Below are 23,652 nucleotides of genomic sequence, written 5' to 3'. Positions count from 1 at the left end.
GCGCATTCGTTCGCGGTTCAGCAAATGCGGCCCGCGCCGTTCCCCTGTTAGCTCCAGGAGAAGGCACGGGCCGCTGCTGTTGGTGAACTTGGTCTACTTCTTGACCGCCCGGGTGCGGACCAGGGCCGTGGCCCCTGCAGCGAGGCCAAGGAGACCCGCCACCAGCCCGATCCAGCCCGCGGTCTGGCCGCCGTTGGAACCTGTTGCCTGCGTTTCCGATGCCGGCGCGGCCTCCGGCGTGGCCGTTGCGGAACCATCAGCGGCTTCCGCCGTGGTGACCACGAAGGAGGGCGCGGGGTGGTGCTCCTTCGTTTCAGCGGCCGGAGCAGAAGCTGCGGCCGAGGAGGTTGCGGACGCGTGGTCGTGTTCGGCCTCGGCCGCGTCGGCCCAATTGACGGTGGTGCCGTCGGTGTAGCCCTGGGCCGCGGGCAGCATCAGGGTGGTCCCCGCTGCGGGGAGCCGGCCGACGGACAGAGTGAAGGTCTGGAATTCCTTCTGCCCGATCTGGTGGGCCGCATCGGCGGTCCAGATCACACTGGTGGGGGCCTTGGTGACCGTTGCGCCCGCAATTTCGACCGGCTTCGGCAGGGTGGAGGTGATCACCTGCGCCTTCCAGCCGTCCATGGGCTTCACGGAGACCGAAGTCAGCGGGGTGTCGGTGGGGAGCTTAACCTCCAGCCGGTTGGTCTTGGCCGTCTCCGATTCGTTCGGAACGCTGAACGTCAGCTTGGTGAAGCCGCCCTCGGCAGTTGCGGAGGGGTCCACCGTGACGTGCGCGGAGGCGGCGGCGGCACCGGCGGCGAGGAGCCCGGCCGTGAGCGAGGCAGCTGCTGCGGTCTTGAGGGTACGGCGAATGGAGGTGTTCATGAGGGTAATGCCTTTCAAAGAAAAAAATCAGTCAGGGCCCGTGCACCGTCGATGCGCCATCAAGGCGACACGGGCAGGTAGCTGCAACGCCGCCGTCGGGCCCTGCCTGAAAAGCGGAACCGTCCGTAAAGGACCAGCCCGTTCTGAAAGGAACCTGTCTAGGCGGCCAAAGGCACCGGCGGCCCGCGCCGGGTTGGCAGCCGGACGCCCAGGCGCGTCCGCGGGAGGAGAGCCGGGGCTGGAAATGGCGCGGGGATGCGGGCGGGAAGGATAACTGCCGGTTCGGGCAGGCGGATAAGCGGCTGCAGCCAGGAAGCAAGGGCTGACAGCACGCGTTCCCCGCGCGCCAGCAGGACTGCGGTGCACAGGGTGGCCACGGCGTGCGCGGCGAACATGACGCCGTCGGATGCCCCGGGATGGACGCTTCCGGCGGCTGCCGAGCCTGCGGCGGCCAGCGCCTCTGGAGGTATGGCACCCGGACCTAAAGCATCCGCGTGGCCGGCATGGCCCGGCATCAGGGCCGCGGACTCCGGTGCGGCCGCACCCGCGCCGCCCAGCGCATCGAGGGCCCAGTGCAGCCACAATTGGCCGGCACCCAGCAATGACACCAAGGCAGGGGCGGAGAGCCGGAACCGCGTCAGTGCAGCGACGGGAACCAGTGTCACGGCGAACAGCGCCGCCAGGATGGCCATTGAGGGAAGCTGGCCGCCGCCCGCAAGGTGCCCGCCGGCGGCAAACCCGATAATGAGCGAGCCGATCAGCCCAGTACGGAAAAGCCGGAACGAGGCACGGGGCATCATCAGCGGTCCTTTCCGTAAGATCGACGGGCACAGCGGGCGTCACAGCAATTCTACGGGCCGGCCCCTGCCGCTGCCCTGTCCCCATCATCCGGACCACCATTCCTGGCCGCCCAAACCTGTAACAAACCGGTTCTGGACCCAAGGTTTTCCCACGCTGCCGCGTTTACGGTCGGGGTGTCACAGCAGCTCCGGGCCCGGCGGAGGGAGGCACCGATGGAACTACAAGGTCCCCTGCGCCACTTCCGCGCCGCCCTGGTCACCGCCGTAGCGGTCTCCCTGGCCGTAGCAGGCCACTTGCTGGGCGGCGGGCAGCTTCCGGGCATCCGAACTGTTGCCGTGGCTGCGGCAGTCCTGTTGGCCCCGGCCGCCTGGCTCGCGCGGCGGCAGCTGTCGTTCGCTGTCCTTTTCGCCCTGCTCGGCGCCGGCCAGCTGACGCTGCACACGGCCTTCGCAGCTTTCTCGCCCGGTGCTTCCTGCCTGCCCCAGCTGACCATTGCCCCGCCGCTGGCCCCGCCGCTTGCCCAGCTGCCGTTCGCCCAGTTACGCAGCGGCCTGACGCCGCCGACGGGCGGGTTTGCGCACTACGGGCATGCGGGCCCGAACTGCACCCCGGCAATGGGAACCCTGGCCATTGACGATGGCGCCAATTGGCCCGCCATGCTGGCAAGCCACCTCCTCGCCATGCTGGCAACCGCCTGGCTGTTGCGGCGGGGCGAGGCGACACTGTGGCAGCTCCTGGCATGGCTCCGTCCGCTGGTGCGGCTCCCCCGGCCCGCCGGGCTCACGCCCGCCCGCCACCGTCCTGTGGCCTGGCCAACGGTCTTCGTCGCTGCCCAGCGCCGCAACCAGCGGCACGACACCCTTCGCGGTCCGCCCATGGCCGCCCTCCCGCGCACCATCTAATAACCTTCCTGCGCATGGCCAACGAGCGTGCGGAGGGGTGCCGGGACGCCGCCTGACCATCCCTCACCCCGCTGCCCCTCGACACGAGCGCGGCAGCACCCGCGAAAGGCCCTGTCATGACCACCTCAACCACCCGTGCAACGAAGTCCCGGACACTGAAAACTTCCGCCCTGAAAACCGCCACAGTCGTCACCGCGGCAGCCGGCCTCATGGTCTTGGGGGTGGGCTCGGCATCTGCCCACGTCCATGTGGACCCCGCCTCCACCTCGGCCGGCGGCTTCTCGCAGCTGACCTTCCGGGTTCCCAACGAGTCCGATACCGCCAAGACCACCAAGGTCACCGTCACCCTGCCGACGGCGACGCCGTTCACCTCCGTCTCGGTCAAGCCCATGGACGGCTGGACGGCGAAGATCACCGAGGCGGCCCTGCCCGCACCCGTCACGGTGGAAGGCGCCAAGATCACCAAGGCAGCGGCCACGGTCACCTGGACCGCCGATGCGGCTCACCAACTCGGCCAGCATGAGTACCAGACGTTCTCCATCTCGGTCGGCCGGCTTCCGGAGGCCGGGACCACTGTGGCCTTGCCTGCGGCACAGACCTACTCGGACGGAACGGTGGTGAAGTGGAACCAGCCCGAGACTGCCGGCCAGCCCGAGCCCGAGCACCCGGTCCCCTCATTCGTCACCACCGCGGCGGCGGACGAGCACTCGCATGCGGCACCGGCTGCTGCGGCGGCTCCCGCCGCAGGCAGCACGACAGACGCCGTAGCTGCGGACACCGCAGCTACGGACACAGCCGCGGCAGCGTCGACAACCCCGGTCGCGGCCGCGCCTGACAACACGTTCGGCATCGTCGGCCTCGGCGCAGGCCTGCTCGGCCTGGCCGTCGGGACGGCGGCCCTGCTGCGGACCAGGAAACCGCAGCGGAACTAGGCGCGGGTGACCACGAGCGCCGCGCTGTGCCCACCGAACCCGAAGGCATTGACGAGTCCCGCCGTCGCGGTGCTCCCGCTGACGGTGCCGGTGATGACGTTGAGGTCCACCTCGGGGTCAAGGGCGTCCACGTTGTAGGTGCCGGGCAGGTCGCCGGTCCGGAGAGCCTGCAGCGTGGCGATGGCGGCGAGCGCTCCCGCTCCGCCGAGCAGGTGCCCGGTGAGCGACTTCGTGGAGGTCACCGGGACCTGGTCACCGGCAATGGTCTGGATGGCCTGTGCCTCCAGCCGGTCGCCCACGGGGGTCGAGGTGGCGTGCGCGTGCACGAATCCGATGTCCGTCCCGCGGAGGCCGGCGGAGGCGAGGGCCTTCTCCATGACCCGTACCTGCATGTCCGGATCTGCTGCCACGATGTCGTTCGCGTCCGAGGTCACGGCTGCCCCGGCGATGCCGCCCAGCACTTCTGCGCCCCGGGCACGTGCATGGTCCTCGCTCTCCAGCACCACGATCCCCGCCCCTTCTGACAGGACGAACCCGTCGCGGTCCCGGTCGAACGGCCGCGAAGCCCGCTCCGGATCGTCGTTGCGCGTGGAGAGCGCGCGGATCTGCGAGAAACCGCTGATGATCAGGTCGTTGACGGCGGCATCAACGCCGCCGGCAATTACGACGTCGGCCGCCCCGGACCTGATCATTTCGGCACCCTGGGCTATCGCCTCGGCCCCGGACGCACAGGCGCTGACCGGAGTGTGTGCCCCGCCCTTGGCTCCGAGGTCGATGGAAACCCACGCCGACGGCCCGTTCACCATGAGCCGGGTCAGGGTGTGCGGCGAAACCTTGCGCGGGCCGCCGTTGTCCAGTTCCCTGACCTGTGCGAGCACGGTGTCCATGCCGCCGTAGGCCGAGCCGATGACGACGGCCAACCGCTCCGGTTCAACGCCCGGCTTCCCCGCCTGCTCCCAGGCTTCGCGGGAGGCAACGAGCGCCAGCTGCCCGCAGCGGTCCATCCGCTTCAGCTCGCGGGTGCTCAGGAACGCGCCCAGGTCCGCAGTGACCCGGCCGGCGATGCGCACCGGCAGGGCTTCAGCCCAACCGTCTTCCAGCGCCGCGATGCCCGACCGGCCGGCCAGCATCGCCTCCCAGGTCCGGGCCACGGTTGCCCCGAGCGGGTTCATGGAACCCATGCCGGTCACGACGACACTGGTTGATCCCGAAGCGCTGGGTGATCCTGTAACTGGTGTTGCGGCAGACGGCTGGTTTGTGGGCACGGCGATACCTTGCTTCGTTGGTTGGGAGACCGTTCGGGAGCCGGAGCCCCGCGTTGGCGCGGTTACTTTGCGGGGTTGTGCGTCCCGATAGGCACCAGTGTGAGGTCCGGATGGTTCTTCTCGATGCGGCGCAGGGCCCAGACGTCGTTGAAGAGGGCCAGGTATTCGCCGTCGGACCGCAGCAGCACCTCGGCGCCCGGCACGTTGGCCAGCGCCGGCATGGCGTCCGCCGTCGAGATCCTGGCCATGGAGTACGGAAGGCGCTCCAGCCGCATCGGCGCGCTGAAGTCGTGCGCCATGCGGTCCTCCACCACTTCGAACTGCATGGGCCCGACGGCGGCAAGCACGGGAGCCTGGTCGCCACGGACGTCCGAGCGCAGCACCTGGATGACGCCCTCGTGCTCAAGCTGCTCGATGCCGCGGCGGAACTGCTTGAAGCGGCTGGGGTCCTTGGACCGGGCAACCTGGAAGTGCTCGGGGGCGAACAGCGGAATGGCCGGGAACTCCACGGCTTCCTCGAGGAACAAGCTGTCCCCAACGCGCAGCGAGGACGCGTTGACCAGGCCCACGACGTCGCCGGGGTAGGCCTCGTCGATGACCTCGCGTTCCCGCCCGAAGACCTGCTGGGCGTACTTCGTGGCGAACGACTTTCCGGTGCGGGTCTGGGTGACCACCATGCCGCGCTCGAACACGCCGGAGCAGACGCGGATGAAGGCCACGTGGTCGCGGTGGGCCTTGTTCATGCCTGCCTGGACCTTGAACACGAAGCCGGAGAACGGCGATTCGACGGCACGCGGCCTGCCCTCGATGTCAGGCCGGGGCGCAGCCGGCGGGGCGAAGTCCACCAGGGCGTCCAGAAGTTCCTTGACGCCGAAGTTCAGCGCCGCGGAGCTGAACAGGATGGGAGTGGCCTTGCCAGCGTGGAAGCTTTCGACGTCGAAGGCGAGGTTGGACTCGATGACCAGGCCAGCCTCGTCGACGGCGTCCGTCCAGTTGCCGCCCTGGCTTTCGGCGGCCTCTTCGGGAGTGAAGTACTCGGTGAGGGCAATGCTGGCGCCGGCGTTGTTCCGCTGGAAACGCGCGAACCTGTCGTTGCGCAGGTCCCAGACGCCGCGGAAATCACCGGAGATGCCCACGGCCCAGGTCAGGGGCATGGGCTGCAGCCCGGTGCGCTCCGTAATCTCGTCCATGAGGGCCAGGGCGTCCAGGCCCGGGCGGTCCCACTTGTTGATGACCGTGATGATGGGGAGGTTCCGCTGCTTGCAGACTTCGAACAGCTTCATGGTCTGCGTCTCAAGGCCCTTGGCCGCGTCCACGAGCATCACGGCGCAGTCGACGGCGGCGAGCACGCGGTAGGTGTCCTCGGAGAAGTCGGCGTGCCCGGGGGTGTCCAGCAGGTTGATTACGGTGTCCCGGTAGGAGAACTGCAGGGCGGCCGAGCTGATGGAGATGCCGCGGTCCTTCTCCATCTGCATCCAGTCCGAGACCGTCTCCTTGCGGTTGGCCTTGCCGCTGGAAGCGCCAGCGGTGCCGATCACCTTGGCGTGCAGGGCGAGGGCCTCGGTAAGCGTGGACTTGCCGGCGTCCGGGTGGGAGATGACGGCGAACGTCCGGCGGCGGGAGGCCTGCTTGTGGATCTCGTGCACTCGGGCGGGGCTCTGCACTTCTTGGGACACGGTGCTACTTTCACTGCGATCCGCGGGGGATCCTGATTGGAAAAGGTGGCGGCGGAACCTGCCAGCCAAGGCTTCAAGTTTATCGCAGGGGCGGAATCCGTATTGAAGGCGGGCCAAAAGTGCCCCTCGGCCAGCCGCCGTCGGACGCACTCCGGATGCCTGTTCCGCACGCCCCCGACGGGGCACTTTAAGGCTTGCCCGTGCGGTTGCTGGGGTAATCTACCTCTAGGATGGTGCATGCGGGAAACCGAGTACTTTTGATCCTGCCGGCGGACTATCGGAAACCGGTAAACCTGCAGGCCCGCCTGCACCTTTGAAGGGAATATCTATGGCTCGCAGCCCTGAAGAATCGCTCAAGGCGACTTTGGGGAGGGTGGCCCCGGGGACCGCGTTGCGGGACGGCCTGGAACGCATTCTCCGCGGACGCACCGGCGCGCTGATCGTGTTGGGCTCGGACCGGACCATCGATTCGATCTGTTCCGGCGGCTTCGACATCGGCATCGACTTCTCGCCCACCCGGCTCCGCGAACTGGCCAAGATGGACGGCGCCATTGTTTGCGACAAGGATGCCAGCAACATCCTGCGCGCGGCAGTTCAGCTCGTCCCGGACTCGAGCATCGAAACGCAGGAATCGGGCACCCGGCACCGGACCGCGGAACGCGTGGCCATCCAGACAGGCGTCCCGGTCATATCGGTGAGCCAGTCCATGCAGATCATCGCGCTGTACGTCAACGGGCTGCGGCATGTGCTCGAGGGCTCCGAAAAGGTCCTGGCCCGCGCCAACCAGGCCCTGGCCACGCTGGAACGCTACCGTTCCCGCCTGGACCAGGTGACCAGTTCGCTCTCTGCCCTGGAGATCGAGGCCATGGTGACGGTCCGCGATGTGGCCGTAACCCTGCAGCGTCAGGAGATGGTGCGCCGGATCTCCGAGGAAATCTCGCAGTATGTTCTGGAGCTTGGCGAGGACGGCAGGCTCCTGTCCCTCCAGCTGGACGAGCTCACGGTGGGCCGCGGCCCGGGCAGCGACATCATCATCCGCGACTACGCCGGGCCGAAAGCATCTCCGGAGGACATCGACGGCGCGGTCAGCGCGCTCCTCAACCTCGGTCCCACCGAACTGATCGACCTCAGCAAGATCGCGGGGATCATCGGATTCGCCGGCGGCGTGGACACCCTGGACGCAGTGGTGCAGCCCCGGGGCTACCGGCTCCTGTCCGGGCTCAAGGCCGTGCCGAAGGCCGTCGCGGACAGGTTGGTGGACCACTTCGGCGGGCTGCAGTACCTCATGGCCGCAACCATTGACGACCTGATGACCGTGGACGGCATCGGCGACCAGCGCGCCCGCACGGTCCGTGAGGGCCTCAGCCGCATGGCCGAAGCCAGCCTGCTGGACCGGTTCCTCTAACCCCGTCGAGTGCTCCTCCCCACCGGCACCCTCGCCTCGCAAGCTCGGCCAGGGAACCCTGCCGGCGTGGGCCAGCCCTCTTGGGCGCCCAAAAGGGCACTTGTGGAGCAACCGATGGAACAGGCAGCGTCAGCTGAGCTGGAAGACCGTCGGCGGGCTGACCTTGGCGCCAAGCTTTGCGATGAACACGTAGTACCCGCTGCCGGCAACCGAACCGTCCGGCACCGTCTCGCAGCCCTGCACCGAACGGTTGCGCGGCCACGGGAAGTTCGCCGTTTCGCTCTTACCGGGCGCGATGGTCTTGACCAGGTCAGTGCTGGCGGCCTGGCAGTCGGCGGATGAGAAGACGCGGTCCGAGCCGCTGGTGACCAGGAAGTCCATCTGCGACGTGCCGATGTTCACCTTGCAGGGAAGCTTCCCGCCGTTGGTGACCGTGAGGCTCAGCACCGGCTTCTCATCTGCGGCGTAGGACGTCTTGTTGGTGGCCGCCTTGACCGTCACGAGCTTCTGGTCGCACGTGGGCGAGGCGGAGGGGGTGGCAGAAGGGCTGGCCGACGGCGTTGCGCCCGGCTGCGCGGTGCTGCCCGGCGTTGCGGAGCCCTGCGCGGAGTCCTGCGCGGAGACGGCCCGCTCGGCGCCGCCGAGGAGGCTGGAAACCGTTGCGACACCGCCGGCGATCAGGCCCAGGACCAGCAGCAGCGCCACGCCGGCAAAGAGCCGACGACGGCGGTACACGGCGGGGCTCGGCTTGCGGCCCGCGCGGGGCACCGTTTTCCCGGGTGCCGTTTTCTGTGCCGCCGGTTTCGGCGACCGGTTCCGGCCCGCGCCGGAGTTCGGAGTGTCTTGCCTGCCCATCCTTCTAGGCTAAGGAACGGCCAGGCTTCTGCTGCACCACCACGCCGCCACAGCCCCACCATGTCCAATTCGTGACTCAAATTCGGGTGACAACTGTCAGCACGCTTACTAAAATTGAATCCCGGATACCACTTACCGGGCCGAGTTGGAGAGGACCACTGATGGTAGATCACGTGTCTGGCGGTCACCTCGAACGCGTTCTACTGCCGCTGACGTTTGGCAAACATCAGAGCCAGGGCACTGCGTTCACGGTGCTTGCGGTTGAGATCTGGGACACCGGGATCGTGGTGAACCTGCATCTCGCCTCAGTCAATAACGAAGAGCCGCAAACCCCCGAAATCGTTATCCATGACCATTTCGGCACAGAGTACAAGCTGGATGAGGTGGCCACCGTCGGCTCCCGCCAGCTGCAGTTCTTTGCGCCGTCAATACCGGAAGGAACGCGCAGCCTGACCATCCGCTCAGTGGACCCGAACAGCGCCAGCTTCGTAGTGGCCCTTGCTGTTCCGGCGCCCAACGGCCGCGGCGGCGAAACCCTGCACGGCCATGTCAGGCGGCTGCCCGCGCGGCAGGAAGGACTGCCTCCCGCGGAGCAGGAGGCCAGCTGACGGCGCAGGGTCGGGAACCGCCGTCGCGGTTTTCAACTAGAGTGTTGGCATCAAAACCACAGCTGATTGCCCCGACCTGACGGACGTCCACTCCTCACTGGAGGACTGGTTCGACGCCGAAGCCCGGGATTTGCCGTGGCGCTCGCCCGACTGCCCGCCCTGGGGCGTGCTGGTCAGCGAGATCATGCTGCAGCAGACCCCCGTGGTCCGTGTGCTGCCGGTCTGGGAAGAGTGGCTGCGCCGGTGGCCGGAGCCTGCAGCGCTGGCACGGGAACCCGCCGGCGAGGCGGTCCGGGCCTGGGGCCGGCTGGGCTATCCGCGGCGCGCGCTCAGGCTGCATGCTGCCGCGGCCGCCATCGAACGAGACCACGGCGGCAGGGTCCCGCAGGACTACGCCGAGTTGCTCGGACTGCCGGGGGTGGGCAGCTACACGGCGGCCGCCGTCGCCGCCTTCGCCTTTGGGCGTCGCGAGACGGTGGTGGACACCAACATCCGCCGTGTCCACGCGCGGCTCTTTTCAGGCTCCGCCCTGCCCGCCCCGGCCCTGACGGCCGCGGAGATGCGGCTTGCCGCGGAACTCCTGCCGTCCGACGCCGGCAGTTCCGTCCGCTGGAACGCTTCGGTCATGGAGCTGGGGGCGCTGGTATGCACGGCCCGCGCACCCAAGTGCGCCGTCTGCCCCGTACGCGACCGGTGCGCCTGGCTCGCCGCCGGTGAGCCGCCGCCGTCGTATACGCCCAAGGGCCAAGCGTGGCACGGCACCGACCGCCAGGTCCGCGGCGGTGTGATGGCCGTCCTCCGGCTGGCGGACTCGCCGGTGCCGGCGGAGATGTTCCGGCAGGCCCCCGCCGACCTCGGGTTCGAAGCCGCCGGCATCGGCGTGCCGCTGGCCGCCCTGCACCGGTTGAACTGTGCCCCGGAGCAGCTGGAACGGGCTCTGGCGGGCCTCCTCGAGGACGGCCTGGCCGAACTGCACCAGGGCGGGTACCGGCTGCCCGCCTGACAGCCTCGCCCCGGACCGGCTGGCACCTGCCACGCCGGGTTTTGGTCTCAATTAGGCACCCACGGCACGGACCCGGGTAACGATGAGGGCGCCAGTTTTGGCCGGCCCGGTTCCCCTTCGGGACACCGGATCTACCCTGAAGTATGGGCAAGACAGGGGTACTTTTGGCCACAATCACGACGACGGCACTCCTTTCGGGGTGCCATGCATTCGCGGCGGCGTGCCCGGCAATGGGCCCGGCGTCAGGGGTCGCGGTGACGGTGGCCGCAGGCTACGCGCCCGAAGTGAAGACGCTGCATGTGAAGGCCTGCCAGGACGGCAAATGCAAAGAGGAGAATCTCGAGCTCGTAGCGGGCTCCGTCCCCGTGGATCTGGGCTGCGCCGATGATTCCAAGCCCGACGGCACGTGCTCGGCAACGTCCAAGCCGGACGGCACGCAGCGGGGAATGCTAAATCTGGACACGCTGGGCGAGTCCCCGGTCGACGTCACGGCCAGCGGGCGGTACACCGACGGCGAGCCGTTGCCCGTCCGCACGCTGCGCTTCGCCCCCAGGGCCAGCTATCCGTTCGGCGAGCAATGCGGGCGGTTCATCTCCGCCTCAGTGGTGCTGGATGCGGCAGGCCTCAGGCAGGACAGGTAGCTGCCTGAACCAGCCTGCCTGAACCCTCTCAGGGTTCCCCGAAACCGTCCCGTACCAGCCCCGCCACATACTCCACGGCGCGCTCGGCGTCGGGTCCGTACGCTTCCACGTGCAGTACCGATCCCTTGCCGGCACCCAGTGTCATCAGCCCCGTCATGGAGGCGCCGTCCACCCCGTTCACGGTCACGTCCGCATCCAGCGCTGACAGGCCGCCGGCTAACTTGGCGGCCGGCCGGGCATGCATTCCTGCGAGGTTGACGAGCTCGAAGTCGCCGCTGGCATCCGGGGCCAGAGGTTCCGGCTCACCTGCGGCCTGGCCGGCAGCGGTCTGCGTTCCGGGCTCCTTTCCGGCGGTGGCAGCGGCCGCGTAATTCTCTGCCTTGGGCCGCGGCGCGGGATAGCCGTGGGTCGCCTCGGCTGCACGCCGGACAGCGTGAACGCTGGCTCCCCCTTGGGCCGCCACCGCTGCCGCCACGAGGCCCTCGATGATGGGGGCGTCGGCGAGGAGCACGGTGCCGCTGCCCTCGGCGAATTCCATGGCCGATTCCGCGGTCATCACGGCCGAGCCCAGATCGGTCAGCACCACCACACCATCGGCTCCGGCAGCGGTTTCCAGCGCCGCCATCACCTTTTCCATGCTGGTGCCGATCCGGCCGTCCGACGTTCCACCGGCCGGAACCATCATCACGTCCGGTGCCATCTGGGCCGCGAGCTCCACGGCGCCGTCGGCAATCTTGTCACTGTGCGAAACCACCACGATCCGCACCGTCATGCGGCGGCTCCCGCAGCGGCGCGGAGGATGAGGGCACTTGAGGCGGCTCCGGGGTCCCGGTGGCCGGCGCTTCGCTCCCCGAGGTAGCTGGCCCTGCCCTTGCGCGCCACGAGCGGATCAGTGGCCATGGCGCCGGCCTCGGCAGCCTCCGCCGCGGCGATCAGGACCGCGAGCGTGTCGCCGTCGGCCGCTGCCGCTGCGGCTGCGTCAACGGCAGGGGTCCAGGCGTCAACCATCGTCTTGTCGCCCGTCTCGGCCTTCCCCCTGGCCACGATGCCGTCCCGCGCCGCTGCGAGTGCTGCAGCGAGCGATGCAGCGTCAATGTACGCGGCATCGCCCAGCGTGGTTGCGGCCCGCAGGAATGCAGTGCCGTAGAGCGGACCCGCAGCCCCGCCAACCTTCGACATCAACGCCATGGCCGTCAGCTTGAGCGCTGCGCCGGGGGTTTCGGGAGGAGTCTCGGCCAGCTTGTCGAGCACCGCCTGAAAGCCGCGGTCCATGTTTTCGCCGTGGTCAGAGTCGCCGATGGCCCTGTCCAGCTCGATGAGCTCCACCCTGTGCTCCGCCATTGCCTGGGCCGAGAGCGTCAGCCATTTGACGGCCCAGGTCACGTCCAGCCCCACCGCTACACGCCCCAACGCAGGGCCGGCGTGTGCACGGGCGCATCCCAGAGGACCGTCATCTCGTCGTCAAGCCGCAGCACCGAGATGGAACAGCCCTGCATTTCGAGGGACGTGATGTAGTTCCCCACCAGGGAACGCTCCACCGTGAGGCCCCGCTCCGCCAGGATCTGCGCGGCCCGGCGGTAAACGATGTACAGCTCGCTCAGCGGCGTTCCGCCCATGCCATTGACGAACAGGAGCACTTTCTCCCCCGACGCCGTTCCGAGGTCGCTGAGGATCGGTTCCAGCAGGCGGCCGGTGATGCCGTCGGCGTTTTCCATGGCGATCTTGTGCCGGCCCGGCTCGCCGTGGATCCCGATGCCGATTTCGATCTCGTTGTCCGCGAGGTCGAAGCTCGGGGTGCCGGCGTGGGGCACCGTGCAGGCCGTGAGCGCAACGCCCATGGTCCGCACGTTCTGGTTCACGCGGTCGCCGATGACCGCCACCGCGTCGAGGTCGTCGCCGCGCTCGGCCGCGGCTCCGGCGATCTTCTCCACCAGGACCGTGCCCCCCACGCCCCTGCGGCCGGCCGTGTACAGCGAATCCTCCACCGCGACGTCGTCGTTGACGAGCACTGTGCGGACTTCCACGCCCTCGGCCTGGGCCATCTCGGCCGCCGTTTCGAAGTTCAGGACGTCGCCGGTGTAGTTCTTCACGATGTGGACCACCCCTGCACCGGAGTTCACGGCGAGCGTGGCCGGAATGATCTGGTCGGGGGTGGGTGAGGTGAAGACGGCGCCGGGGACAGCGGCGTCGAGCATGCCGCGCCCCACAAATCCGGCGTGGAGCGGTTCATGCCCGCTGCCGCCGCCGGACACCAGGCCGACCTTGCCGGCAACGGGGGCATCCTTGCGGGTGACGTACTTCGGATCGGCACTGACGGTCACTAGGTCTGCATGGGCTAGGCCGAATCCCTCCACGGATTCATCCACAACAGCGCGGGGGTCATTGATGAGCTTTTTCACGGCCGGCTCCTGGGCTCTCGGTCCTTTATTGGCATCCGTCAGGATGTGCTTTGACCCTACTACCGGCACCTGCTGCGCGGTAGTTCGGAAACGGCGGAAGGGACAGCCCCCAATGCTGCCCCTTCCGGCCTCCACGAGTTTATCCAGCAAATTTATAAAAGAAAAGGAGTGCTACGGGGCCACTTTGAGCGGCTCTTACCCGCTGAGTTTCACCACGCGGAGATCGGGGCAAACCCTAGAGAGCCTTGATCATCCGCGTGTTGCCCAGCGTGTTGGGCTTCACGCGCGCAAGGTCCAGGAACTCCGCCACGCCTTCGTCATGCGAGCGCAGCAGCTCGGAGTACACCTGCGGATCGACTGCCGACTGGTCCGCCATGACCTCGAAACCGTGCCGCTTAAAAAAGTCCACCTCGAAGGTCAGGCAGAACACCCGCGAAACGCCCAGCGCGGCGGCCTGCTTCAGGAGACTCTCGACGAGTACGTGTCCCACTCCCCTGCCTCGCCAGGCATCCGAGGCGGCAAGGGTCCGGACTTCTGCGAGGTCCTCCCACATGACGTGCAGGGCGCCGCAGCCGATGACCTCGCCGGCTGCCGACTCGGCTATCAGGAACTCCTGCAGGCTCTCGTAATAGGCCACCGTCTCCTTGGCCATCAGTATTCGCTCTTCCGCCAGCGGCGCCACCAGTTTCTTGATGGCAGCCACATCGCTGGTCCGGGCAGGGCGAACGGTGAAGGAGTCAGTCACAGCCCCCATCTTACGGCGACGGTCGCGGTCGCTTCCGGCCCGGAGGTCAGAGGCCCAGATCCGCCGGCAGCTCGGTGTCCTTACCTAAGACGTTCCTGGCCAGGAAGTGTTGAACCACGCCGTACCAGACCTTGGCGTGCTGCGGCTGCAGGATCCAGTGGTTCTCGTCGGGGTAGAAGAGGAACCTGTGGCTGGTCTGCCCGTTCTCGTCGGACGCGAGCTGGGACTTGGAGAGCAGCTCGTACCAGAGCCGCAGGCCCTCCCCAATGGGCACCCGGTAGTCCTTGTCACCGTGGATGACCAGCATGGGCGTCCGGATCTTCTCGACGTGCAGGTGCGGAGAGTTCTCCAGCGCCATCTCCGCCGTCATCTCCTTGAGCCAGTACTGCGACGCGTCGGTGGTGGGCCCGAACTGGTCCAGCGCCCAGAGGCTGGCGTGGGTGACGATCGCCTTGAAGCGGTCCGTTTGCCCGGCCACCCAGTTGGCCATGTAGCCGCCAAAGGAGCCACCCATCGCGGCCGTGCGGGTTTCGTCAATGTCCGGCCTCTGCACCACCGCATCCGTGGCGGCCATGAGATCCGTAAACGGCGCCTTGCCCCAGCCGCCCCAGCCCCGCTGGATGTACTCCTGGCCATAGCCCGTGGACAGGCCGGGGTCCGGCAGCAGGACAGCGTACCCCCGGGCGGTGAGCAGCCACGGGTTCCAGCGCCAGGTCCAGGCATTCCAGGAGCCCAGCGGGCCGCCGTGGATCCACAGCAGCAGCGGCGCGGGGCTCTCCGCGGAGGCGCCGGCCGGCAGGGCCAGGTAGGCGGGCACGCGGGTACCGTCGGCCGCCGTCGCCTCCACCCGCTCCAACGACCCCTCGGTTTTCGGCCGTTCCGCCGGGGACGGCAGCCGCGTGACGTCCCCGCTGGCGAGGTCGATCCGGACAGGCTCGGCGGGGAACTCGTACGAGCTCCGCAGCGCATAGGCACTGCGGCCGTCCGGTGAAACGACGACGTCGGTGTAGGCCGCTGCGTCCGGCGTCACCCGGGTGACACTCCCCAGGGCGGCGCTCTCCCGGGCGGCACCTGCCGCAACGCTGACGCTGAATACCGGCGACGCGCCGTCGTCGTCTGCCGTGACCAGGAGGGCAGAGCCGTCCGGGAGCCACGCTTCCGGGTGGGGCCAGCGGTCCCATTCCTGCGCCAGGGGCTGCAGGTCCTCCGGACCGGCTTCCCCGGAGACATCGAGGAGATGCAGCTTGACCTGCGGTGCCTGCTGCGGCGTTGTGTCGCTTTCACTGACGACGGCGAGCAGGCCCCCGTCGGGGCTGACCGGCCCGGGGAAGTAGTTCACGCCCTGCTCGTCGAGGAGGACCCGCTGAGTGCCGGTGGCGACGTCAACGGCGGCGAGCACCGAGCGCAGGTCCGCCTTCGGCAGCGGCCTCAGCAGGCTCGTGTAGATGGTCTTACCGTCCGGGCTGACCACCGAGACGGCCTCCCGGAGGCGGGAGCCTGCCTCCGGGGTGAGGTTGCGAAGGGTGAGCGGCGCGGCGCTGTCCACGGTGGCGGGCTTGCCGGGTTCCGGCTCGGGCCCCGGCTCCACCGCGAAGAGCCGCGGCTGGGCAGGGCCGAGATCCGCGTCCCAGTACCGCACCGGATACTCGCTGTGCAGTATGGCCGCCACCTTGTTGTCCTTGCGGCTCTTGCGGCGTTCGGCGTCGGCCTCCTCGTCGGCGGAGCCGGCAAGAACGGACGCGGTGACGAAGGCCGCGTTGGCGTCCCTGGCCGCCATGACCTTGTCCACGCCGCCGGCCCGCGACAGCACCACGCGGGCCTCGCCGCCATCTGCGGGGAGAACCCAGAGCGCACTGACGGGATCGCCGTCGGCCTCCCGGTCCGGATCCGGCCGGGCGGACGTGAAGTAGACGTCGCCGTTGGCCGCGAACGCGGCGCCGGCTTCGCCCTTGGCGCTGCGGGTGATCCGGCGGGCCTGCTTCCCGCCCGCCGGGTCCAGCTCCCATAGCGCCGTGCCGTATTCGGTGCCCTTGCTGTTGAGCGTGGCGACCGTGGTTACCAGCCGCTGGCCGTCGGGGCTGAGGGCCAGGCCACTGACGCGCGGGATCGCCAGGTAGTGGTCGAGGTCGTGGAAGGGGGTCGCCGGTTGCTCACGCAGGATCGCTGCATCTTCAGTTGACATGTGCCGATTCAACACCTCATGTGCGCTGGATCACAAAAGGGTTCACTGTTGGTGAACCAGTACTTTCAGCACCTCTTGTGCCGGCGGGAGGGCAAGCAAGAGGCCCCGCCTGCTCCCTTTCGGGGGCTGGCGGGGCCTCTTGGCGCTGGAGTGCGGCTGGATGCCAGGCGCTGGGTGCCGGGCGCCCAGTGCTAGGCGCTGGGGGCGATTTCCGGGATGCGCGGCTTGGCGTTGCCGGCGAAGGTGAACTTTGCGTCGTCGCCTTCGCCGTCCACATCCACCACCACGATGTCGCCGGGGTGCAGCTCGCCGAAGAGGATCTTCTCGGAGAGCTGGTCCTCGATCTCGCGCTGGATGGTACGGCGCAGCGGCCGGGCACCCATGGCAGGATCGTAGCCGCGGGTGGCCAGGAGCACCTTGGCTGTCTTGGTCAGCTCGATGCCCATGTCCTTGTCCTTGAGGCGCTTCTCCAGGCGCGTCACGAACATGTCCACGATCTCGATGATCTCGTCCTGCGTCAGCTGCGGGAACACCACGACGTCGTCAACACGGTTGAGGAACTCGGGGCGGAAGTGCTGCTTGAGCTCCTCCGTGACCCGGGCGCGCATCCGGTTGTAGCCGGTCTGGGTGTCGGTGCCGGACTGGAAGCCGGTGGCAACGCTCTTGGAGATGTCCCTGGTTCCGAGGTTCGTGGTCATGATGATCACGGTGTTCTTGAAGTCCACCACGCGGCCCTGGGAGTCGGTCAGGCGGCCGTCTTCCAGGATCTGCAGCAGCGAGTTGAAGAGGTCCGCGTGGGCCTTCTCCACTTCGTCGAACAGGACCACGGAGAACGGACGGCGGCGGACCTTCTCGGTCAGCTGCCCGCCCTCTTCGTAGCCGACGTAGCCCGGAGGGGCACCGAAGAGACGCGACACCGTGTGCTTCTCGGAGTACTCGGACATGTCCAGCGTGATGAGGGCGTCCTCTTCACCGAACAGGAACTCCGCGAGGGCCTTGGCGAGTTCGGTCTTGCCGACGCCGGTGGGGCCGGCGAAGATGAACGAACCGCCCGGACGCTTCGGGTCCTTCAGGCCTGCACGGGTGCGGCGGATGGCCTGGGACAGCGCCTTGATGGCCTCGTTCTGGCCGACGACGCGCTTGTGCAGCTCGTCCTCCATCTTCAGCAGGCGCGAGGACTCTTCCTCGGTCAGCTTGAAGACCGGAATGCCCGTGGAGTTCGCGAGGACTTCGGCGATCAGGTCCTCGTCCACCTCCGAGATGTCGTCCATGCCGCCGGTCTTCCAGTGGCGTTCCTTCTCGGAGCGCTCGGTGATGAGCTTCTGCTCCTTGTCGCGCAGCGCGGCAGCACCCTCGAAGTCCTGCGCGTCAATCGCGGACTCCTTCTCCATCTTCAGCTCGGAGATGCGCTCGTCCATCTCCTTGAGCTCCGGCGGAGCGGTCATGCGGCGGATGCGGAGCCGGGCTCCGGCTTCGTCGATGAGGTCGATCGCCTTGTCCGGGAGGAAACGGTCCGAGATGTAGCGTTCGGAGAGGTTCGCGGCCGAGGCGAGGGCGCCGTCGGTGATGGTGACGCGGTGGTGCGCCTCGTAGCGGTCCCGCAGGCCCTTGAGGATTTCGATCGCGTGCGCAACCGAGGGCTCCTTGACCTGGATGGGCTGGAAGCGGCGCTCGAGGGCGGCGTCCTTCTCGATGTGCTTGCGGTACTCGTCCAGCGTGGTGGCACCGATGGTCTGCAGCTCGCCGCGGGCCAGCATCGGCTTCAGGATCGAGGCCGCGTCGATGGCGCCTTCGGCGGCACCGGCACCCACGAGGGTGTGGATCTCGTCAATGAAGAGGATGATGTCGCCGCGGGTGCGGATTTCCTTGAGGACCTTCTTCAGGCGCTCTTCGAAGTCACCGCGGTAGCGGGAGCCGGCCACGAGGGAGCCAAGGTCCAGCGTGTAGAGCTGCTTGTCCTTGATGGTCTCCGGCACGTCGCCGCGCACGATCGCCTGGGCCAGGCCCTCGACGACGGCGGTCTTGCCGACGCCGGGCTCGCCGATCAGCACGGGGTTGTTCTTGGTGCGGCGGGAAAGGACCTGCATGACGCGTTCCATTTCCTGCTCGCGTCCGATCACAGGGTCCAGCTTGTTCTCGCGGGCAGCCTGCGTCAGGTTCCGGCCGAACTGGTCCAGCACAACCGAGCCGGCGGGGGTACCCTCTGCCTGGCTCTGGCCGACGCCGGCACCGGTGGTCTCTTTGCCCTGGTAGCCGGAGAGCAGCTGGATGACCTGCTGGCGGACCCGGTTCAGGTCGGCACCGAGCTTCACCAGCACCTGGGCTGCCACGCCCTCACCCTCGCGGATGAGTCCCAGCAGGATGTGCTCCGTGCCGATGTAGTTGTGGCCCAGCTGCAGGGCTTCGCGCAGCGAAAGCTCCAGCACCTTCTTTGCACGCGGCGTGAAGGGGATGTGGCCCGAGGGAGCCTGCTGGCCCTGGCCGATGATCTCCTGCACCTGCTCGCGGACGCCGTCGAGCGAAATGCTCAAGGACTCAAGAGCTTTGGCGGCAACGCCCTCACCCTCATGGATCAGACCCAAGAGGATGTGTTCGGTACCAATGTAATTGTGGTTCAGCATGCGTGCCTCTTCTTGGGCAAGCACAACTACGCGACGGGCACGGTCCGTAAATCGCTCAAACATTTCGCCACACTCCTAGCTACGACGTACTTTGATGCTACGTGGGGGAACCCTGACTTGGGGAGCTTGTTCGCCACAGGGGAAACCGGGGGCCTTGCGCAGGTCCACGCAGCTGCCGCACCAGCCTCGCGGCGCAATGCCGCTGCAGGCTTTGAATACCATCAGGCTGCCGCCCGGCGGGCAATTACCGTTTCCTTTGACAGCGTGTTGGAAATCACCCGGGACGGAATGTTCCCAAGGCCACGGATTAGCGCGCGCATCGATAACCCGCTTGGCGGGCGGTCCTGAATAACGGCGGTTCCGTTTATTGCGGACGGCAACGGCCCGTTAAAGCGCAGCGCCCCCGTCAACCGGGGGCGCCGCACATACGTTCAGGACGTTTTGTGCACTAACTGGCTGTCAGGGCACCGAGTTAGGAATTGGCCTTTTGGTAGGCTTCCTGGATTTCTGCCTGAATACGGCCGCGCGCGTTTACGGTGTAACCGTGATCCCGCGCCCACTGGCGTATCTGGGCCGAGTCCTGGTTGCGGCCGCCCGATGCCTTGGCACGGGCAGGCCGGCCGCCTGACGTTTTGCGGGCCGATGAAACAAAGCGTTCCAGTGATGACCGCAGTTCTGAAGCATTGGCCGAGGACAGGTCAATTTCATAACCGACGCCATCCAGGCCGAAGCGAACGGTTTCGTCCGCAGATCCCCCATCCAGATCGTCCACAAGGACGATATTGACTTTCTGTGCCATCAAAAATCTCTCTTTTGGAAAGGACGTGTAATCAGATAAGCAGGATGTATCCACGTGAAGTATCTCCCCCAATAAGGCAACGCGTCAAAACACGCAATGGTTCCTTGGGGATAACTGGGGGCATTAAAAGTCGCCTGCTATTTGTCTGATTTACTCGGCGGCTCGGGAGAATCATCCCCGGCTGCCGCCTGCGCGTCAGCTTCAGCCTGTGCGCGGGCTTCGGCCTGGCGTTCGGCCTTGTCCGCGTTAAAGATCGACTTCATGGCGAACCAGAAGATCAGGCCAACCACCAGCGAGGGCAGCAGCACGGCGACATAGTCCATCATCAGTGGCCTTCGGGCTTGAGGAGCGGGAAGAGGATTGTTTCGCGGATGCCGGCGCCGGTAAACAGCATGACCAGGCGGTCGATGCCCAGGCCGATGCCGCCCATCGGCGGCGCACCGTATTCCAGGGCGCGGAGGAAGTCCTCGTCCAGCTGCATGGCCTCGACGTCGCCGGCGGCGGCGTGCCTGGACTGCTCGGTGAGGCGTTCGCGCTGGATGACAGGGTCAATGAGCTCCGAGAACGCGGTGCCGCGTTCCATGCCACCGATGATCAGGTCCCAGGCCTCGATCAGGCGGCCGTCTTCCCGGTGCGGCCTGGCCAGCGGCTGGGCTGAGGGCGGGTAGTTGTAGACAAACGTGGGGTTCAGCAGGGTGGGTTCCACGATTTCGCCGAAGAGTTCCACGGCCAACTTCTCGGCGTCCCACTTGGGATCGACCTTGACATCGTGCTTCCCGGCAACGGCGCGCAGCTCTTCAAGCGTGGTGTCCGGGGTGATCTCCTGGCCCACGGCCTCGGAAAGCCCCGGGTACACGGCCACCCAGGCCCAGTCGCCGTCGAGATTAATCTCCCCGGCTTCGGTCTGCAGCACGCGTCCCGCACCCACGGCGTCCGCGGCGTCCAGGATGATCTCCTTGATGCGCTCGGCCATGACGAACTGGTCTGCCCAGGCCTCGTAGCACTCAAGCGTGGTGAACTCCGGGCTGTGGGTTGAATCCACGCCCTCGTTCCTGAACACGCGGCCCATGTCATAGACGCGGTCGATGCCGCCCACGACGGCGCGCTTGAGGTACAGCTCGGTGGCGATGCGCAGCGTCATCTTCTGGTCGAACGCGTTCATGTGCGTCTCGAACGGCCGGGCGAGGGCGCCGCCGTGGACCAGCTGCAGGATGGGCGTTTCCACCTCGACGTAGGTGTGGCGGAACAGGGTCTCGCGGATGGAACGGGTGATGGCGGCGCGGGTGTACACCATCTCGCGAGCCTCGTCGCGGACCATCAGGTCCACGTAGCGCTGGCGGACGCGGGTCTCCTCGTTGAGTTCGGCGTGCAGCACCGGCAGCGGGCGGAGCGCCTTGGAGGCCATGGACCAGGACTCAGCCATGACGGAGAGTTCACCGCGGCGCGAGGAGATGACTTCGCCCCTGATGAAAACGTGGTCGCCCAGGTCAACCAGGGCCTTCCAGTCGGCCAGGGCCTCTTCGCCCACGTTCGCCAGGCTGAGCATGGCCTGCAGCCGGGTGCCCTTGCCGTCCGTGCCGCCTTCCTGCAGCGTGGCGAAGCACAGCTTGCCGGTGTTCCGTACAAACACCACGCGGCCGGTGACGCCGACGACGTCGCCGGTGGTCTCGTCGGCCTGCAAATGGGCGTACTTTTCGCGGATCTCGCCGAGCGAGTGCGTGCGCTCAACACCCACCGGGTACGCCTCCGACCCGCGCTCGATCAGCTTGGCGCGCTTGTCCATGCGGATGCGCATCTGTTCGCTGGCGTCGAGCGGTTCTGCGGCGTTCTTGGGGGCGGGGGTGTTTTGGGAAGTCACAATCATCAAGTTTACCGGGACTTCCCGCATCGGAGTTCGGGACTTCCCACCTTGAAGTTTTTGTCCGGATATTCGGACTTCCGGGGCCATTAGGGCACGATATCTGGACAAAAACTCCAAAGGGGGTGGGGCATAGACTCGGGCTGTGGAGACCTGGACAGTTGAGACGGACGACGACGGCAGCCGGCTTGAGGTGCACTCCTTCAGGCCCGCGCAACCCACCTGTGCCGAAGGGAATAATTCTGCCGGCGACTCCGCCGATAACACCGGCAACGGCACCTCCGCGAAAGGTGACCCGGCCACGGTCACGGCGCCCGGCGTCGTCGTTATTCACGGAACACTGGTGACCGACGCGCTGTACCGGCCGTTCGCCCGCAACCTGAGCCTCTTGCTGAGCCGGCCGGTGCACTGCTACAACCGCCGGGGCCGCGCCGGTTCCGCGCCGCAGCCGGACGACTATTCGGTCAAGACCGAGATCGGGGACTTGGCCGCCGTGATGAAGGCGACGGGTTCTGAGGACGTGGTGGCGCACAGTTTCGGCGGCTTCGTTGCACTCCAGGCTGCACGCGACATGCCGCTGCGCAGGCTCGTCACCTACGACGCCGCGGTGTCCCTTTCCGGCAACCTGCACCACCGCTGGCGGCCGGAACTGGAGCAGGCCGTGACGGATGGGCAACTCAACCACGCGTGGGCGCATTTGGTGCAGGGGCTGGCCACGGCCGGGCCGCTGTCGTACCTGCCCCTCGGCGCGCTGCGGATGCTCAGCATCATGTCAGCCCGGACCAACGTCGGCGCGGAAATGCGTGAGCTGCTGCCCACGGCCGTCAAGGAAATGCGGGCCGTGCTCGACGCCGACGCGGAGCTCGCGGATTTCACGCACCTGGCCACCCCCACACTCATGCTCAGCGGCGGCTGGAGCCCGGGATACTTCGCCGACACCGGCCGGCAGCTGGCGTCGGCCGTGCCGGCGATCGACTTCGCGGTGGTCCCGGGCCAGCTGCACGAGGGGCCGATCCGGCCGGGCAAACGCCTGGCCATTCGGATTGCCCGCTTCCTGAACGGCACCGACGGGACCATCACCCCCCAGGGCAGGAAGCGCCGGCGCGGGTAGCCGCCGCCGCTCGGCCATGGCCGGCTGTCGGCACACGCCGGCCTCCGATAGGCTCGGAGCATGACTCGCGAGATCATCAGCACACCCGACGGCGGCAAGCTCGAGCTGTTCAGCACGGGCGCTGAGTTGGCCACGGCCGGCTCCGGCGTGGTTGTGGTTACGGCCTCCATGGTGACGGCGGCGGACTACACCCGCTTCGCGCAGAAGCTCAGCGCCTCCCTCGGCCGGCCCGTGCACACGTTCAACCGCCGCGGCCGGGGCGCCTCCTCGGAGCAGGCCGGCGACTACACCCTGGACGTTGACATCCGCGACCTCGATACGGTTATGAAGCACACGGACAGCACCGACGTCTTCGGCCACAGCTTTGGCGGGGCCGTCGCCCTGCACGCGGCCAGGACCCTGCCGGTGGAGCGGCTCGCCGTGTACGACCCCGCGGTCTCCGTCAACCACAGCGTCACGGCCAACTGGACCACGGAATACGAACGGGCGACGGCCACCGGCGACGACGACCGCGCCCTCGCCGTCCTGCTCCGCGGGCTCGAGGCCGAAAGCGCCTTCTCCTCCCGCATGCCGCTGTCCATGATGACCCTCGCCAACAAGCTCACGGCGGGCACTTCGGTTGGCAAGCAGATGCGCGAAATGATGCGCACCGGCGTCCGGGAGATCAAGGCAATCATCGCCGCGGACATGCCCGCCGAACCGTTCCTGGCCCTGCCGCTGGAGACGCTCATCATCGTCGGCGAGAAAAGCCCGGCCTACTTCGGCGTGGCCTGCGGCCAGATCCACGACGTCCTCTCCGGCTCCAGCTACACCATCCTGCCCGGCTTCGGGCACGACGGCGTCAACCGCGCCCCGGACAGGCTCATCACCGAGCTCAGCGAGTTCTTCGCCGGCTAACAAAGCAACGCGGGGTCACTTCGCGCCCAATAAACCCTCCGGATTGGGCGCGAAGTGACCCCGCGTTGCTCTTGATGGTGGGCTT

22 protein-coding genes are annotated in these 23,652 nt (G+C 67.6%); 8 read left to right on the top strand and 14 right to left on the bottom strand.

All coding sequences use genetic code 11. The annotated features are described in order from the left end of the window. Positions 1 to 93: 93 nt before the first annotated feature. Positions 94 to 867 (bottom strand): YcnI family copper-binding membrane protein, encoded by a 774-nt coding sequence (locus G9E11_RS07115; protein ID WP_190604290.1) that lies wholly within the window; start codon positions 865 to 867, stop codon positions 94 to 96. Between the two features lie 158 nt (positions 868 to 1,025). Then, positions 1,026 to 1,667, bottom strand: coding sequence for a hypothetical protein (locus tag G9E11_RS07110; protein WP_190604288.1), 642 nt, complete (start codon positions 1,665 to 1,667; stop codon positions 1,026 to 1,028). 213 nt (positions 1,668 to 1,880) lie between these two features. Here G9E11_RS07110 and G9E11_RS07105 point away from each other — a divergent pair, with 213 nt between their 5' ends. Both G9E11_RS07105 and G9E11_RS07100 read left to right on the top strand, forming a co-directional pair. After that, positions 1,881 to 2,570, top strand: a complete 690-nt coding sequence (locus G9E11_RS07105) for a hypothetical protein (protein WP_190604286.1) — start codon at positions 1,881 to 1,883, stop codon at positions 2,568 to 2,570. 116 nt (positions 2,571 to 2,686) lie between these two features. Beyond that, positions 2,687 to 3,502 carry a YcnI family copper-binding membrane protein gene (locus tag G9E11_RS07100; RefSeq protein WP_190604284.1) on the top strand — a complete coding sequence of 272 codons (816 nt, stop codon included), beginning with the start codon at positions 2,687 to 2,689 and terminating at the stop codon, positions 3,500 to 3,502. Here G9E11_RS07100 and G9E11_RS07095 read toward each other — a convergent pair. Beyond that, complete coding sequence (locus G9E11_RS07095) at positions 3,499 to 4,683, bottom strand: beta-ketoacyl-[acyl-carrier-protein] synthase family protein (RefSeq protein ID WP_194718012.1); 1,185 nt, start codon at positions 4,681 to 4,683, stop codon at positions 3,499 to 3,501. The genes G9E11_RS07100 and G9E11_RS07095 overlap by 4 nt on opposite strands. Positions 4,684 to 4,829: 146 nt before the next feature. After that, the gene (locus tag G9E11_RS07090) at positions 4,830 to 6,443 is read right to left on the bottom strand and encodes a peptide chain release factor 3 (RefSeq protein WP_190604282.1); all 1,614 of its coding nucleotides are present in this window, start codon (positions 6,441 to 6,443) and stop codon (positions 4,830 to 4,832) included. Between the two features lie 328 nt (positions 6,444 to 6,771). On the opposite strand from G9E11_RS07090, the gene disA reads away from it, so the two are divergent. After that, positions 6,772 to 7,848 (top strand): DNA integrity scanning diadenylate cyclase DisA, encoded by a 1,077-nt coding sequence (gene disA, locus G9E11_RS07085; protein WP_190604279.1) that lies wholly within the window; start codon positions 6,772 to 6,774, stop codon positions 7,846 to 7,848. A 129-nt stretch (positions 7,849 to 7,977) separates the two neighbouring features. On the opposite strand, the gene G9E11_RS07080 is transcribed toward disA, so the two are convergent. Beyond that, the gene (locus G9E11_RS07080) at positions 7,978 to 8,703 is read right to left on the bottom strand and encodes a hypothetical protein (RefSeq protein WP_190604278.1); all 726 of its coding nucleotides are present in this window, start codon (positions 8,701 to 8,703) and stop codon (positions 7,978 to 7,980) included. Between the two features lie 161 nt (positions 8,704 to 8,864). Here G9E11_RS07080 and G9E11_RS07075 point away from each other — a divergent pair, with 161 nt between their 5' ends. The 3 genes from G9E11_RS07075 to G9E11_RS07065 all read left to right on the top strand — a co-directional run bounded on the left by G9E11_RS07075 (position 8,865) and on the right by G9E11_RS07065 (position 10,955). Then, positions 8,865 to 9,311 carry a hypothetical protein gene (locus G9E11_RS07075; RefSeq protein ID WP_190604276.1) on the top strand — a complete coding sequence of 149 codons (447 nt, stop codon included), beginning with the start codon at positions 8,865 to 8,867 and terminating at the stop codon, positions 9,309 to 9,311. 166 nt (positions 9,312 to 9,477) lie between these two features. Then, on the top strand, positions 9,478 to 10,314 hold the full coding sequence (locus G9E11_RS07070) for an A/G-specific adenine glycosylase (protein ID WP_311764315.1): 837 nt from the start codon (positions 9,478 to 9,480) through the stop codon (positions 10,312 to 10,314). A 254-nt stretch (positions 10,315 to 10,568) separates the two neighbouring features. Beyond that, on the top strand, positions 10,569 to 10,955 hold the full coding sequence (locus G9E11_RS07065) for a hypothetical protein (protein ID WP_311764314.1): 387 nt from the start codon (positions 10,569 to 10,571) through the stop codon (positions 10,953 to 10,955). A 28-nt stretch (positions 10,956 to 10,983) separates the two neighbouring features. Here the strand turns inward: G9E11_RS07065 and dhaM are convergent, their stop codons facing one another. From dhaM to lysS, 9 genes are all read right to left on the bottom strand, one after another. Further along, complete coding sequence (gene dhaM, locus G9E11_RS07060; protein WP_190604273.1) at positions 10,984 to 11,727, bottom strand: dihydroxyacetone kinase phosphoryl donor subunit DhaM; 744 nt, start codon at positions 11,725 to 11,727, stop codon at positions 10,984 to 10,986. After that, the gene (gene dhaL / locus G9E11_RS07055) at positions 11,724 to 12,350 is read right to left on the bottom strand and encodes a dihydroxyacetone kinase subunit DhaL (RefSeq protein ID WP_190604271.1); all 627 of its coding nucleotides are present in this window, start codon (positions 12,348 to 12,350) and stop codon (positions 11,724 to 11,726) included. The genes dhaM and dhaL overlap by 4 nt, the downstream gene beginning before the upstream one ends. A gap of 2 nt (positions 12,351 to 12,352) precedes the next feature. Further along, positions 12,353 to 13,354, bottom strand: coding sequence for a dihydroxyacetone kinase subunit DhaK (gene dhaK, locus G9E11_RS07050; protein ID WP_190604268.1), 1,002 nt, complete (start codon positions 13,352 to 13,354; stop codon positions 12,353 to 12,355). 235 nt (positions 13,355 to 13,589) lie between these two features. Next, complete coding sequence (locus tag G9E11_RS07045) at positions 13,590 to 14,108, bottom strand: amino-acid N-acetyltransferase (RefSeq protein WP_194717972.1); 519 nt, start codon at positions 14,106 to 14,108, stop codon at positions 13,590 to 13,592. Positions 14,109 to 14,145: 37 nt separating this feature from the next. Next, positions 14,146 to 16,281, bottom strand: coding sequence for a S9 family peptidase (locus G9E11_RS07040; RefSeq protein WP_190604266.1), 2,136 nt, complete (start codon positions 16,279 to 16,281; stop codon positions 14,146 to 14,148). Positions 16,282 to 16,472: 191 nt separating this feature from the next. After that, positions 16,473 to 18,965: an ATP-dependent Clp protease ATP-binding subunit gene (locus tag G9E11_RS07035; protein WP_190604264.1), complete on the bottom strand. Its 2,493-nt coding sequence runs from the start codon at positions 18,963 to 18,965 to the stop codon at positions 16,473 to 16,475. A 409-nt stretch (positions 18,966 to 19,374) separates the two neighbouring features. Beyond that, entirely contained in the window at positions 19,375 to 19,701 is a 327-nt protein-coding gene (locus G9E11_RS07030) for a histone-like nucleoid-structuring protein Lsr2 (RefSeq protein ID WP_190604262.1), read from the bottom strand. Between the two features lie 137 nt (positions 19,702 to 19,838). Next, positions 19,839 to 20,024, bottom strand: a complete 186-nt coding sequence (locus tag G9E11_RS07025; RefSeq protein ID WP_190604261.1) for a hypothetical protein — start codon at positions 20,022 to 20,024, stop codon at positions 19,839 to 19,841. A gap of 2 nt (positions 20,025 to 20,026) precedes the next feature. Continuing rightward, on the bottom strand, positions 20,027 to 21,565 hold the full coding sequence (lysS, locus tag G9E11_RS07020; RefSeq protein ID WP_190604259.1) for a lysine--tRNA ligase: 1,539 nt from the start codon (positions 21,563 to 21,565) through the stop codon (positions 20,027 to 20,029). Positions 21,566 to 21,704: 139 nt separating this feature from the next. Here lysS and G9E11_RS07015 point away from each other — a divergent pair, with 139 nt between their 5' ends. After that, the gene (locus G9E11_RS07015; RefSeq protein WP_190604258.1) at positions 21,705 to 22,670 is read left to right on the top strand and encodes an alpha/beta fold hydrolase; all 966 of its coding nucleotides are present in this window, start codon (positions 21,705 to 21,707) and stop codon (positions 22,668 to 22,670) included. Positions 22,671 to 22,730: 60 nt separating this feature from the next. Further along, on the top strand, positions 22,731 to 23,567 hold the full coding sequence (locus G9E11_RS07010; RefSeq protein WP_190604257.1) for an alpha/beta fold hydrolase: 837 nt from the start codon (positions 22,731 to 22,733) through the stop codon (positions 23,565 to 23,567). Positions 23,568 to 23,652: the final 85 nt, after the last annotated feature.

The organism is Arthrobacter ipis (genome assembly GCF_014694315.1).
Taxonomy (GTDB): Bacteria; Actinomycetota; Actinomycetes; order Actinomycetales; family Micrococcaceae; genus Arthrobacter; species Arthrobacter ipis.
This window is presented reverse-complemented; position numbering and strand designations above follow the sequence as displayed.